Source organism: Chitinophaga silvisoli (assembly GCF_003412465.1).
In the GTDB taxonomy this organism is placed as follows: Bacteria; Bacteroidota; Bacteroidia; order Chitinophagales; family Chitinophagaceae; genus Chitinophaga; species Chitinophaga silvisoli.
Map to the genome: position 1 here is coordinate 770,681 of NZ_QTJV01000006.1, position 13,559 is coordinate 784,239.

Below are 13,559 nucleotides of genomic sequence, written 5' to 3' on the forward strand. Positions count from 1 at the left end.
ATCGGTTACCAGAAGTCTTAACTCTTCGAATGGGTTCAATTCTATTCGGGCAATAATACCTTTACCCCCTTTTACGGCCTAATAGAAACGCCAGGTGGATTTGAAATCTTTATTGATCGTTTTATTTTCCAGGATCACCCTGATCATCTCTACAGGCAACATGTTATTCTGCATAATCGCATCATGGAATTGCTGATAACTCATTTTTCCACTATCCACCATCTCTTTCTTCAGTGCCATGAATTGCAAACCACCTATCATATACGCCACCTGGTACAGCGGACTATAATCTCCTTTGAAAGAACGGCGTACTTCACCTGCTGCATTCGCCCTTTCATGTCCTACCCTGTCTACGAGGAAATCAATACATTGCTGCGGTGTCCATTTTCCAAGGTGGTAATTGAGGGAAAAGATAATCCTGGCACAGCGATGCATTCTCCAGAAGAGCATGCCCACGCGGTCTTCGGGTGACTGAGGAAATTTCAGATCCCACAGCAGCATTTCCCAGTAGAGGGACCAGCCCTCTATCCAGAACGGTGTTTCAAAGTGGCGATACGTCTTATAACGGTTGGTCATAAACTCCTGTAATGCATGACCGGCAAAAAGCTCATGGTGCACAGTAGCACGGGAGAAATGCGGGTTATTTCCACGCATACTCATCAGCTTATCGGCTTCTTCCATGTCGTTTGTCGGGTAAGAAATACTTAACTCCTCGCCTCCTGTAAAGAATGGATTCACCAGTTGCCGCTCAGGTGTCATCATAATCATGCGCCAGGTCTCTTCCGCCAGGGGTGGAATGGTTACCAGGTGCTTACCTTTGATGAAGTCTACAGATTCATTGTAGAGTTTCATGATGGCTTCAGGTTGATCACCTGCAGGCACATACGTGTTCTTTACTTTTTCCAGCGCCTTGTGCCAGTCATCGCCAAAGCCCATTTCACGGCTGGCTTTCAGCATTTCCTTATCACAGAACGCAAATTCCTTATTTGCAATTTCAATCAGCTCTTCCGGTGAATAAGGAATGAATTCCGTTTGCAACTGACGCAGCAATTCCTCTCTGCCAATAGGATGACCGGTGATGCCACTGCCATCGTCTTTGGTACCGGGAGCCTGCTTCATCTTGTTTTTCCATGCATTGGCATAACTGGTCAATGCAGAATCCAGCTGTGCATAGGGAGCGGGGATCCACCAGGTGAACAGGGGATCATAGCCATTGTAAAAAGCCTGGATGCTATGAATGGCTTCCTGCAAACCTTTGGTTACCTGCTCACCTCTGCGCAGCAGGTAGATGTTGAGGTCTGTATTATTGGTTAACTGTTTTTCCTTTTCTTTGACAGCAAGTGCCATTTCTCTGTAAGTGCCGGCCAGCGCCTGTGCATCCTGTTTGCCACCTCTTCTCCTGATCTTTTCGGCAGCATAAATTTTGTCAGCTACAGGAAACCAGGGGGACAATGTTTTTACCTGTGCAGCGGCTTCGTCTAAATGATAGATGTTTTCTTTCAGTTTGGTGCGAAAGAGGATGTAGTCTACTCTTGCATCAGTGCTCAGTGCATCGAAATTCACTGCTTCCAGTTGGCCGAGATAGTCGTTGTTAAATGTTTTAAAGCGGGCATTCTTTTCCGGTGATTCATCAATCTGATAAAAGCGGTACAGGCTGCCCCTGTCTGCTTCATAGTGAATGAGCAGATCCGTAATATCTTTTTGTTGGGCCCATACGGGCATAGTAGTCCCCAGCATCATCGAGAGAATGAGTCTTTTCATGTATAATGAGTTTGTATATGTTAGAATCGGTCTACCTTGAAAGGTGTGATGTCCATGGAGAGTTGATCACCAGTGATGATTTCGCTGACTAACTTACCGGTGGCCGCCCCCAGGCTGATTCCCAGCATGGAGTGACCTGTGGCCACGGTGACATTCGGATAGTTTTTCAATGTACCGATATGAGGCAGACCATCTGCACTACAGGGGCGATAGCCATGCCATACCTTATCCGGTGTGGGTAATGGAATGTCGTAAGCAGGGAAATATCTTTTTACAGATTCGAGAATACCCTGTACCCTTTCCATGCGGGGAGGGGTGTTGACAGGGGTGATCTCCATGGTACCACCAAAGCGGATCTTGTTGCCGTTCATGGGTGATATCGCTACTCTTGCCTCGCTGAGGATCACAGAGCGCCTTACTTTCCAGGGTGCATCTTCGTAGGTCACGGAGTAACCGCGGCCACCGACCATGGGGATGTTCAGGTGCAGGAGCTTTGCTAATTCACCACTCCATACCCCTGCAGCGACAACGATATGGTCTGCTTCTAAATTTCCTTTTGAAGTAATCACGCCATTCTTCGTAAATCCTGTCACCTCCCTGTTGCCTTCAAACTGCACACCCTTACTTTTCAGGTAAGCAATCAGGCTGGTCATGAGTTGATTTGGATATAACTGAGCATCCCCGGGAAAGTACACTGCACCGAGAGCGTTGATTTCCGTATCGGGTTCCATCTGCTGCAGGGTCGCCTTATCTATCAGGCGGGCTTCAATGCCCAGTTCCTTTGCTGCTTTGATGGTATGTTCGGCATGATGGGCGCTGGCTTCCTGCTGAAAGAGCTCCAGCATGCCGGTGGGGTCGTAACTGAATTCAAGGCCGGGTATTTTGGTCCATTCTTCATAGAGCTGCTTGCTGAGCAAGGCGATGTCTCTTAATGGAACGGCGGATTTCTCAACATGTGATTGAGTGGCGCTTTTATAAAATTGAAGACCCCATTTTACGAGGGCACTGTTTAGAGATGGTTTGACGTAAAACGGGCTTTTAGAATTAAGCATCCATTTGAGGCCCTGCCATACGATACCTGGCGCAGCAAGTGGTACGAAATGACTTGGGCAGATGTAACCCGCATTCCCATATGAGCAGCCGTTCAGCATGTCAGTACGGTCTACGATGGTAATGTTGTGTCCTGCGGCCTGTAAGTAAAGTGCACTGGATAATCCGATAATGCCGCCGCCTATGATGATGATCTTCATGAATTTTAATTTTTCTTTTTGATTTGCCGCCTAATGACAACAAATCAAAACAATTTGACTCCCCATACGGGCAATGTAGTCAAATAATTATAATACAGTAAACCCATATGCGTACGGATCATCTTCCGGATCAACAGATATCGTATTATATCCATAAATCCTTGCCCATCCCTCAATTCCCGGTCTGATCGCAGGCATTCCCCCCACAGTCGTCTCCTCTTCTATTGTGCCAATAAAGCGGGAACCGATAATGCTTTCATGTATAAAAGCATCTCCTTTCTTCAGTTTCCCTTTTGCATACCACTGCGCCATGCGTGCCGAGGTACCGGTACCACAGGGCGAGCGGTCAATCGCTTTGTCACCATAGAACACAGCATTGCGTGCTGTAGATGCAGGATCCAGCACACTGCCCGTCCAGAGCACATGCGAGCAACCGTTGATGTGAGGATTATCAGGATGAACGAAGGTGTATTGCTCATTAATGCGTTTTCTCAGTTCACGTGCCCAGCTGATTAACTGGGAAGCGGTATAATGTTCCAGGCCAGGGAAGTTCTCCTGTACATCTACGATGGCATAGTAATTTCCACCATACGACACATCCACTTTCAGTGGCCCCAGGTCAGGACATTCTACCACCAGGTCAGTAGCAGCCAGGTAAGAGGCAACATTCGTCAGTTTGACACTTTTTACCTTTTTACCTTCCTGTTTGTATTCGATGATGACCAGGCCGGCAGGTGCTTCCATCCGCACAATGCCCGGAATCTTTGGCGTAATCAAGCCCTCTTCGATGGCAATAGTAATAGTACCGATGGTACCGTGACCGCACATGGGCAGACAACCACTGGTTTCAATAAATAATACGGCAACGTCATTCGACGGATCATGCGGGGGATACAGGATACTGCCGCTCATCATGTCATGGCCGCGCGGTTCGAACATCAGTCCTTTCCTGATCCAGTCGTATTCCTGCAAAAAGTGGTTGCGTTTGTCACTCATAGTGGCGCCATGGAGTACAGGACCTCCGCCGGCTACCAGTCGCACAGGATTGCCGCAGGTGTGGGCATCGATACAAAAAAATGTTTTCTTCACGGGTGCTTGATTCTGGTTAATTTGTTTTCCTCATTGGTAAAAATACCGGGTGTATAGGAATGTGTACTCTCAGGTATTAATCAATGATGTGCAAAAATTAACATAAAATCAGCGGAAAAGAAAGGCTATTCTTTTGGCAGGGCAATCCGGCCCGGTTTGGGATCGTGATAGTCATCGGAAGAGTCAACCATGAATTCTACCTTTTCTATCTGGTCAATGTTGCCAAATACGGCATCCGCATACCACAGGCTGCGTTGCGTACTATCCACATCCTGGTCATACCTGAGGGTCACGCCAAGGGTTTCGCTGACTTCTGTAACGATAAGTCTGAATGATTCCATGCTATCGGCATTCAGCCCGATAATGGCCTTTACGGAGAGGAGTCTTTTCCCGTCGGGAGAAGTGAGGAATGCTGTAGAGACAAAAGGGATGTCGTTGCTGATATTAATTACCTTTTCGGAGGTGCTGATCAGGTCAAATGTACTGTGAATAATGACTGGCGCAGTCAGTGATTCTTCCATAAATACATGATTTTTACCCTATAAGGTGTAAAAATCATGCCGGTATTAAAAAAGGGCCCCTGTAAAAACAGAGTACCCCTTCATCTCAACATTCCAATTATTTAGTGATTACCAATTTTTTGGTATATGTGCGGGAGCCACTTATTTTTAGTACATAGATCCCGGCAGGCAAAGCCTTATTGATATTAATCGTGGTTTTCCCTTTGATCCCCTGGAGCAATACCTCCTTGCCCTCACTGTTATAAATGGAGAGCACAGATGCTTCTTCTGCATCAAAGTTGCGGAGACTCACATTAAAAGAGGTAGCAGCAGGATTTGGATATATGACCACTTCCCTGGTAACAGTTTTTGCCACCGCTGTTGCTGAGCATGCCACATTGCCGCTAAAAGCCATTTGTGCATCGGTAAACTGGGTATAACTGCTGTTTACATCCGTATTTGATGCATCGCCGGCCCCCTTGCCATCACAATCACTCCGGCCATTGTTAGTATGGGGTACCTGCAGGTAAACGCCTGCCGTACTACAATTCCCTATTTCCGCATCACCTCCTACGGTTACGCCTGTACCCAATGTAACACCCCATTCCATGGCATCACCTTTCACGATCGCATTGTTGGTGACAGTACAATAACTCAGCAGGGCATTGTCTGTCACCTGGGCAGTACCGGAGTAGGTGCCATACCACACATTCGCATTGCCATTGATTACCACACTACCTGATACGGCAGCATTTTCCACCCAGGCAAAACCATCTATCCGTGCAGTCCCTGATATATTGCTGGTACCTGATACGATGGCATTGGGGCCTACATAAGCAGTGGATGCCACAGTGGCGGTATTGGCTACCCAGCCACCGCCATTGGAGTGCGTATGCCCATTCGTTTTGTAGGCGGAGCGGAAGGTGCTCTGGTACCCTTCAGGCACTGCATTCGCAATCCGCAGTTCATAGGGATAGCGTTTGATCTTTGGCCAGCCGGGCTCCCATACATAGGAAGTATGGGTGGTAGGCGCGCCCATGACCACCAGGTATAATTTGGATTCACCACTGTTCAGCTGAATACTGATCTGGCTTTCATTGGCACTGTTCAGGGTACCATAGCGGGATATGGTACCATCTGCCAGCGCGGTAACAAAGCCATAACGCCAGCCGGCAGTACTATTCACTTCTGTATGCCCTTTGAATTTGACGGTCACTAACCCGCCACTACAGGTAGGATATAAGGGAATGATGTTATAACCATAATCCTGCGGTGCAAAGGCATCCGGTACCACGTAGCGACCAGTGCCGGCACTGATCCGGGTAAGAATGGTATTGAGCCGCCATACATAATGGGGTTCACTGTTGATCAGGGCATCGCGCTGTGCACGGATAATACCCCCAAAACCATTCACGGTATAATCTGCCGTGGGTTCTCTTTTTACATATTCATACATAAAGTCGTTCAACTGTGATTGAGTCCACCCCTTCAACCGGCGATAGGTGACCAGCGGGTGTTCATTGGCAAGGGATTCCTTCCAGAGGCGGTTGACCATAGAGATGCCATCGATCTGCTGAATGGTGAACAGGAGGCGGAATGCATCGTAATGGTGGCGGGTGGAACTATAGTGGAACATGGAAGTGCCCATCCAGCGGGGCATATCGTCCGCCGCAAAGCGGGGATACATCTGGTTACGCATGAAATTGGCGTGGGTCTCCCAAAAGAATCCTGCGGGTTCATAATTGACAAAACCACCTCCTACGGTATTCTCCTGGATGGAGATCATGCCCTGCAGGGAATGGGTCAGTTCATGGCTGATCACACCTCCATCGCGGGTAGCGTTGGGATGCACCCACATAGCCCCGATGGTATTGTCGTAGGTACCGCCAAAGGCCCACCCGCCAGGTCCATTAGTGCCCCAGGTGTCGTTCATGACGATGATGATCTTGTATTTGCCGAGGTTTTTAGTGCTGGTGTCAGTACAGAATTTGATCTCGGAGATGTACTTCGTGTAAATCTTTTCGAGGGTGTCGCAGATGGATTGGGGATTAAAGGCCAGGTTGGCATCGGGGTAACTGGCGGGATCAGTGCCGACTACATTGCCCCAGAAAACAATGAAGTTGGCGGATTGATAAGATTTGCTGTAAGACCAGGTATTTAAGGGTGCCGACGAAAACTCAGTGGGGATGAATACCGACTTTTGGGCGGCGGCGATGCCTGTGATGAGCAGGCACCAGACTAACAGTACATGTGATTTCATGGATTGTGTTGTTAAGGGTTTTTAGCATGAGGGTGTGCGCTTCTAAATTTAGGAGAATTGAAAAGGCAGGGAACTACGAATATTAACTCATTCTAACCAGATCCTGACTTCAATGGAATAAGTACACGATATCATCATTATAAGGTCACCAAAAGGTCACCTCATTATCCCGGGGATATTGAAGTGACCTTTTGGTGACCTTATAGTGTACTATTGGATACGAGATAGCATTAAAGATGCATACTATTTTAACAGCAGGCAGGAAGGCTCCTTACTATACATTAAATAAAATTATATTTAAAATTATTCTGGAACACGGTTCCATTTTTATTATATTGTAACAACCCAGTATCAAATTATATCAAGCGCTTATGGGATTTTTGGACCAATATGACCTTTCTCCCAACGTATGGGATGAGATGTACGATCGTAAACAGATCAGAGAACACTATCACAAAGTCTTCAATTCGCTGGAACAATTTGATGTGAATGCCCTCCAGCAGAAGGACCGCCTTGCGGGCGAACTCTTTATGAACCAGGGCATTACATTTACAGTATATAGCGATGATGCCGGTATTGAACGCATTTTCCCTTTTGACATCATTCCCCGCGTCATTACCGGGAAGGAATGGGATCATATAGAACTGGGTATTCAACAGCGCTTAAAGGCCCTGAATCTCTTCCTGAAAGATATTTACAATGAACAGCAGATCCTGAAGGATAAGGTCGTTCCTGCGGCGCTTATCGCCTCCTGTCCGCATTATACCAGGGAGGTATTCGGGATCAGGGTGCCCCATGATATTTATGTACACATTTCGGGGATTGACCTGATCCGGGGCGAAGACGGGCAGTTTTATGTACTGGAAGACAACCTTCGCACCCCTTCGGGAGTCAGTTATATGCTGGAAAACAGGGAGGTGACCAAGCGGATCTTCCCGGAAATGCTCGCATCCAGTCATGTGAGGCGGGTGAGTAATTACCCCCTGATGCTCCATGAGATTTTACTGCAAATGGCACCCGCACAGATCTCCAATCCCAGCGTGGTACTGCTTACTCCCGGCATCTACAACTCCGCTTATTATGAGCACGCATTCCTGGCCCGTATGATGGGGATTACACTTGTAGAAGGCAGGGACCTGGTGATAGATAATCACAAGGTGTATATGAAAACAACGGAAGGACTGGAACAGGTGCATGTGATCTATCGCCGTATAGACGATGAATACCTCGACCCCCTGGTGTTTAAACCTGATAGCGCTCTGGGTATTCCGGGACTGATGAATGCCTACCGCATGGGGAATGTGGCTATTGTGAACGCCATTGGAAATGGGGTGGCGGATGACAAAGCGGTGTATGCATATGTACCGCAAATGATCCGTTATTACCTGAATGAAGAACCCATTCTGCCCAATGTACCGACTTATGAAATGAGTGATCCCGAACAACGCAAACATGTATTTGACAATATAGAAAAGATGGTGATCAAGCGCACCAATCAATCCGGTGGCTATGGTATGGTGATGGGCAATAAAGTAAGCCCGGAAGAATGGGCGAAGGCTAAAACTGCTATTGAAGCGGATCCACGCAGCTTTATTGCACAGCCAATCATCAAGCTTTCTACCGTACCTTGTTTTATTGACGGCACTTTCCAGGCCAGGCATGTAGACCTGCGTCCTTATGCACTTTGCGGTCCGCAGGGTGTACAGATTGTACCCGGCGGCCTTACCAGGGTAGCTTTACGTAAAGATTCCCTGATCGTGAATTCTTCGCAGGGCGGGGGTAGTAAGGATACCTGGGTTATTGACTAAAACATTAATATAGATCGTACATGCTAAGTAGGATTGCGGATTCACTATTCTGGCTGGCCCGTTATATGGAAAGGGCCGAAGGTTTACTAAGAGTTACTGCTACACATTATCTTCTCTCTCTCGACAAAGATGTGAATGGTGCCCTCACCTGGCAATCTGTACTGGAGACATTCACCACGGCAACACCCGCAGAGATTGAAGCAACAAAAAATCAAACTGCGGAAGCCCTGAAATTATTGCTCACCAGCAATAGCAACGCCAATTCACTGAAGATGATCATCAGCAAGGCGCGCGAAAATGCGAGAGGGATCCAGGATTATATTACCAAAGAAGTATGGGAGGAAGTCAATTCCTTTTATCACCTCATTAATCAGCCCACACTGGATAAACGCTTATCCAGTTATGAAGCGGCAGATATGCTGGACCTGTTTACAAGGCATAGTGTATTGTACACAGGTATTACAGATATCACCATGGCAAGGGGTACCGGCTGGGGCTTCATGAATTTGGGTAAATATATCGAGCGCTGCTTTGAGACGATTGTGCTCACGAATAAACATTACCAGATCAATCATTATAAGATTCATGAGAGTAAAGACATCATGCAGTGGCGGCAATTGCTCATGTCTCTTTCCGGATATGAACTACATTTGAAGACTTACCGCTCTTCGGCAGATAATCATGATGTATTGCACCAGGTATTGTTCAATGAAGACTTCCCTCATTCCGTCGTATATTCCCTGGGGCGGATCGACAGGCACCTGCAGGATGTGACAAAGCGGAACTTCTCTGAAGAAAACGCAGCACTCATGCGCTGTTTTGGCAGGTTGCACAGCAAGGTGAAACACACCGACCTGGATACGCTGAACAATCATACCCTTCATCCGTACCTGGAAGAGTTGCGTGGTGAAGTATTGCAGTTTACAAAACTGCTGGGTCAACAATTTTTTTCTTACGCATAAGAGCTTGGATTATGCCAGTTTTCAGAATACATCATATTACCAGATACGAATACGACAGACCGGTCAAAGAGAGTGTGAACGAAATTAAGATCTTTCCTTCTCAATGTCCGGGACAGGAGGTATTGCAGCATGACCTTTCTATCACCGGGCATCCGGATGTGCAGACATTTACCGATTACTTTGGGAATAAGACCGGCGCATTCAACATCCTGGCAGCACACAAGCTGCTGAAAATAGAAAGTAAACTCCTGGTAAGAACCACGGCGACATCCCAGTTACAATTAAATTTCCATTCAGGGTTTGAGCAATTGCACGATGAGATCCTGGGGAACTTACAATTGCTGGAAATGGCGCGAACTTCCGCAATCGAGGCACAGGAGACGATTAGCGATATTATTGCAAAGATTGGTGGCAATAGAAGCGTGGCGGCGGTGACAGAGCATTGCAGTGAATATATCTTCCGGCATTTTAAATACATCAAAGGGATTACGAACATTGAAACAACAGTAGATGAGATTTTACAGCACAAAGCGGGCGTGTGCCAGGACTTTGCACACCTCATGTTGCAGATCTTAAGGAGTTGCCAGATTCCAAGCAGGTATGTGAGTGGATATATTTGTCCGAATAAAGACGGGCTGAGAGGTGAAGGTGCCACGCATGCCTGGGTAGAGGTGTATATACCGGGAACGGGTTGGGCAGGCATTGACCCGACTAATAATGTGTGGGTGACGAATAAGCATGTGAAGCTGGCGGTGGGCAGGGATTTTAAAGATTGTACGCCTGTGAAAGGAACCTTCAAGGGGCTGGCCAAACAGCAGCTGTCAGTATTTGTAGCGGTGGGCTATGAGGATGGCTATGTATTTGAGGAACTGAATAATGTGCACCTGCAGGGGCAACAGGAGGAAGCGCCGCAGCGGGAAGAAGGCGCAGGACAGCAGCAATAACTTGTGCGCCTGCATAAACCGGCCGCAGGCCAATCTCCCGGCGAAAGGAACAATTTTACGCATAGAAAAAATGTTCCTTTCGCTGGAAGATTTAATTTAATAAGGCTTTATTAATTTCAACTTTCCCTTTTCCAAAGAAATAATACGCCGGTATCCCTAACAATACAATCAACAATCCCGGCCAGGTATTCTCCCACTTATATACCAGCAATGACAAACAAATAATCGTCGCTGCTATAATATACAACATAGGAATAAACGGATACCCAAATGCCTTATACGGTCTCTCTATCTCAGGCCTTGTGCGTCTTAATCTAAAGATCCCCGCAATCGTCAGGATGTAAAAAATCAACACCACAAAGATCACGTAATCCAGCAACTGCCCGTAGCGCCCACTCAAACACAACAGGGAAGCCCATATACACTGACTCCACAACGCCTTGCCAGGCACCGCATTCTTATTCAGCAGGCCCATTTGTTTGAAGAACAATCCATCTTTTGCCATGGTAAAACATACGCGGGCACCAGACAGGATCAATCCATTCACACAACCAAATGTGGACACCATCAATAATACTGCAATGATCATGGTACCATTGTTCCCAAAGATGCGAACCGCAGCAGCCACCCCTACCCTGTCATTCTCTGCAAATGCAATTTCATGCAAAGGCAACACCGCCAGGTAAATCAGATTGGTAGCAATGTAAATAGTCGTCACCAGCAGGGTGCCAAAAAACAAACTGCGCCCGATATTCCGTTCAGGATTTTTAATCTCGCCTGCTATAAAGGTTACATTGTTCCAGCTATCACTACTAAACAGGCCGCCGACCATACTTGCTGCGATAGCGCCCAGTACAGCAAAGCCGGAATAAGATACCAGCTGCGTTGGTTCCAGTTTATTAAACCCAAACCCGCTCTGCCAGTTGGCATCCCAGACCTGCCTGCTGGCTGCAAAGCAACCAAACACAATCAGTGCCAGCAAAGCCACAATCTTCGTCAATGTAAAAATTGTCTGTATTAATTTCCCTTCTCTCACACCCCGTGTATTCACGAACGTGAGAAATACAATCAGCAAAATAGAGGTAAGCTGTGCAGCGGTGATCTTTACAAATCCCAGGTCTGCCAGTACATTCGTCTCACTCAATAGGGGAAACCGGAAGGCCGTAAACCTTGCAAAAGCCACGCCCACTGCCGCGATGGTACCAGCCTGTATGACCGTAAAAAAGCTCCAGCCAAACAGGAACCCTGTGAGGTCATTGAAAGCTTCTTTGAGATATACGTACTGTCCGCCGGCATGGGGAAACATCGCACTCAGTTCACCATAACTCACGGCCGCTGTAATGGTGAGCACTGCTGTAATCACCCAGATCAGTATCAGCCAGCCGGCCGAGCCTACATTGCGGGTGATATCGGCACTCACGAGAAAGATCCCGGAACCGATCATGGATCCTGCTACGATCATTGTAGCATCGAGCAGGCCAAATGAACGTTTAAATGATTTTGGTTGATCTGACATAGGTGTTTTTTATCTGGTAAATTCATTATCGACCAGTCTCCATATTCCTAAAGGGTTGGATTTTTTCAATGCATCGGGCAACATACTATCTGTAAAGTTCTGGAAGCATACAGGTCTTACCCAGCGGCGGATGGCACTGGTACCCACACTGGTAAAACGGTTATCTGTTGTAGCCGGGTACGGGCCGCCATGCACCATTGCAGCACATACTTCCACACCTGTAGGCGCGTTGTTCAATATAATCCTGCCTGCTAAAGTAGCCTGCAGGGCGATCATTGATTTGTAAATAGTGGTATCCTTTTCAGTGCCTACTACGGTAGTAGTGAGCTGGCCTTTCAGGCTCCTCAGTACTTTCTCCAGTTCCTCTTCATCAGCACAGGATACCAGGAGTGAATAAGGGCCAAACAACTCTTCGGCCAGGTGAGGATTTTGTAAAAACTCCGCACCGGTGGTACGTGCTACTGCCGGCCAGGCTTCTTCTTCCGCAGGTTCCGGTGTTTGTCCGACCAGGCTGACGGCTTCCAGTGAAAGTATCTTTGCCCTGCCTTTTGAATAGGCTGCATGGATGCCCTTATGCAGCATCTTTGCAGGTGCACTGGCGGAGATGGCACCACCCAGCATGTGCGCAAAATTGTCCAGGGCATCGCTTTGAATACCCAGCAATAAACCGGGGTTGGTACAGAATTGGCCCATGCCCAGTGTGATACTTGCTGCAAAGGTTTGTGCCAGTTGCGGCCCCTGGGTAATCAATGCATCGGGGTAAAATACAACGGGGTTTACACTACCCATTTCTGCGAAGACAGGGATGGGTGTTTCTCTTTGTGACGCGTATTGCAACAGTGCTTTACCGCCATTGAAAGAGCCGGTAAATGCCACGCCGGTGGTAGCAGGGTCTATCACCAGGAGCTTCCCGGTTTCATAACCTTCATCGGCTACATGCTGCACGGTATGCGCAGGCAATCCTGATTTCTCAACGGCTTTGGAAATGGCTGCATATGCTAATAAGGAGGTGCGCGGATGTGCAGGATGTCCTTTCACGACTACAGTAGCCCCGGCTGCCAGTGCACTAGCTGTATCACCACCGGCGGTAGAAAATGCAAAGGGGAAATTGCTGGCACCAAATACCACCACGGGGCCCACGGGCAACAGCATTCTGCGCAGATCGGGTCTGGCAGGTGTGCTTTCAGGGCGGGCGGAGTCGATGACAGCTTCCACCCAGCTGCCTTCTTTAACCAGTTCAGCAAATAACCTGAGCTGGTTGGTAGTGCGGGTCAGTTCTCCATTCAGGCGCGCGGCAGGCAGATTGGTTTCTTCGCCGGCTGTCTGTACCATGGTTTCTCTCTGTGCTTCCAGCTCTGTGGCGATGGTTTCCAGGAATGCAGCACGTACAGCAGGGGTTACCTGTCTGTACGTTTCAAAGGCCTGTGCGGACTGCTGCATAATCTTTTGTATCTGCATGCGATGATTTA

Annotated in this window: 10 protein-coding genes; 3 read left to right on the plus strand and 7 right to left on the minus strand. The window is 47.7% G+C overall.

The window, feature by feature from the left end:
• Positions 1–78 precede the first annotated feature (78 nt).
• From DXN04_RS18505 to DXN04_RS18525, 5 genes are all read right to left on the minus strand, one after another.
• Positions 79–1,761, minus strand: a complete 1,683-nt coding sequence (locus DXN04_RS18505) for a DUF885 family protein (protein ID WP_116854863.1) — start codon at positions 1,759–1,761, stop codon at positions 79–81.
• Between the two features lie 20 nt (positions 1,762–1,781).
• Entirely contained in the window at positions 1,782–3,011 is a 1,230-nt protein-coding gene (locus DXN04_RS18510; protein WP_116854864.1) for an NAD(P)/FAD-dependent oxidoreductase, read from the minus strand.
• Between the two features lie 87 nt (positions 3,012–3,098).
• Positions 3,099–4,100: a 4-hydroxyproline epimerase gene (locus DXN04_RS18515; protein WP_116854865.1), complete on the minus strand. Its 1,002-nt coding sequence runs from the start codon at positions 4,098–4,100 to the stop codon at positions 3,099–3,101.
• Between the two features lie 125 nt (positions 4,101–4,225).
• Positions 4,226–4,621 carry a hypothetical protein gene (locus DXN04_RS18520; protein WP_116854866.1) on the minus strand — a complete coding sequence of 132 codons (396 nt, stop codon included), beginning with the start codon at positions 4,619–4,621 and terminating at the stop codon, positions 4,226–4,228.
• Positions 4,622–4,718: 97 nt separating this feature from the next.
• Positions 4,719–6,860 carry a DUF6055 domain-containing protein gene (locus DXN04_RS18525; protein WP_116854867.1) on the minus strand — a complete coding sequence of 714 codons (2,142 nt, stop codon included), beginning with the start codon at positions 6,858–6,860 and terminating at the stop codon, positions 4,719–4,721.
• 371 nt (positions 6,861–7,231) lie between these two features.
• Here DXN04_RS18525 and DXN04_RS18530 point away from each other — a divergent pair, with 371 nt between their 5' ends.
• The 3 genes from DXN04_RS18530 to DXN04_RS18540 are packed head-to-tail and all read left to right on the plus strand — an operon-like array spanning position 7,232 to position 10,574.
• Complete coding sequence (locus DXN04_RS18530; RefSeq protein ID WP_116854868.1) at positions 7,232–8,668, plus strand: circularly permuted type 2 ATP-grasp protein; 1,437 nt, start codon at positions 7,232–7,234, stop codon at positions 8,666–8,668.
• A 20-nt stretch (positions 8,669–8,688) separates the two neighbouring features.
• Positions 8,689–9,630: an alpha-E domain-containing protein gene (locus tag DXN04_RS18535; protein ID WP_116854869.1), complete on the plus strand. Its 942-nt coding sequence runs from the start codon at positions 8,689–8,691 to the stop codon at positions 9,628–9,630.
• An 11-nt stretch (positions 9,631–9,641) separates the two neighbouring features.
• Positions 9,642–10,574 carry a transglutaminase family protein gene (locus tag DXN04_RS18540; protein WP_116854870.1) on the plus strand — a complete coding sequence of 311 codons (933 nt, stop codon included), beginning with the start codon at positions 9,642–9,644 and terminating at the stop codon, positions 10,572–10,574.
• Between the two features lie 91 nt (positions 10,575–10,665).
• Here DXN04_RS18540 and DXN04_RS18545 read toward each other — a convergent pair whose 3' ends face one another.
• On the minus strand, positions 10,666–12,090 hold the full coding sequence (locus DXN04_RS18545) for an APC family permease (RefSeq protein WP_116854871.1): 1,425 nt from the start codon (positions 12,088–12,090) through the stop codon (positions 10,666–10,668).
• Positions 12,091–12,099: 9 nt separating this feature from the next.
• The gene (locus DXN04_RS18550; RefSeq protein WP_116854872.1) at positions 12,100–13,548 is read right to left on the minus strand and encodes an aldehyde dehydrogenase (NADP(+)); all 1,449 of its coding nucleotides are present in this window, start codon (positions 13,546–13,548) and stop codon (positions 12,100–12,102) included.
• Positions 13,549–13,559 lie beyond the last annotated feature (11 nt).

Bases quoted from the DNA above. Each gene is read 5' to 3' on its own strand.
- DXN04_RS18535 (WP_116854869.1), top strand. From the start codon at position 8,689: ATGCTAAGTAGGATTGCGGATTCACTATTCTGGCTGGCCCGTTATATG.
- DXN04_RS18525 (WP_116854867.1), bottom strand. From the start codon at position 6,860: ATGAAATCACATGTACTGTTAGTCTGGTGCCTGCTCATCACAGGCATC.
- DXN04_RS18530 (WP_116854868.1), top strand. From the start codon at position 7,232: ATGGGATTTTTGGACCAATATGACCTTTCTCCCAACGTATGGGATGAG.
- DXN04_RS18510 (WP_116854864.1), bottom strand. From the start codon at position 3,011: ATGAAGATCATCATCATAGGCGGCGGCATTATCGGATTATCCAGTGCA.
- DXN04_RS18520 (WP_116854866.1), bottom strand. From the start codon at position 4,621: ATGGAAGAATCACTGACTGCGCCAGTCATTATTCACAGTACATTTGAC.
- DXN04_RS18550 (WP_116854872.1), bottom strand. From the start codon at position 13,548: ATGCAGATACAAAAGATTATGCAGCAGTCCGCACAGGCCTTTGAAACG.
- DXN04_RS18545 (WP_116854871.1), bottom strand. From the start codon at position 12,090: ATGTCAGATCAACCAAAATCATTTAAACGTTCATTTGGCCTGCTCGAT.
- DXN04_RS18540 (WP_116854870.1), top strand. From the start codon at position 9,642: ATGCCAGTTTTCAGAATACATCATATTACCAGATACGAATACGACAGA.
- DXN04_RS18505 (WP_116854863.1), bottom strand. From the start codon at position 1,761: ATGAAAAGACTCATTCTCTCGATGATGCTGGGGACTACTATGCCCGTA.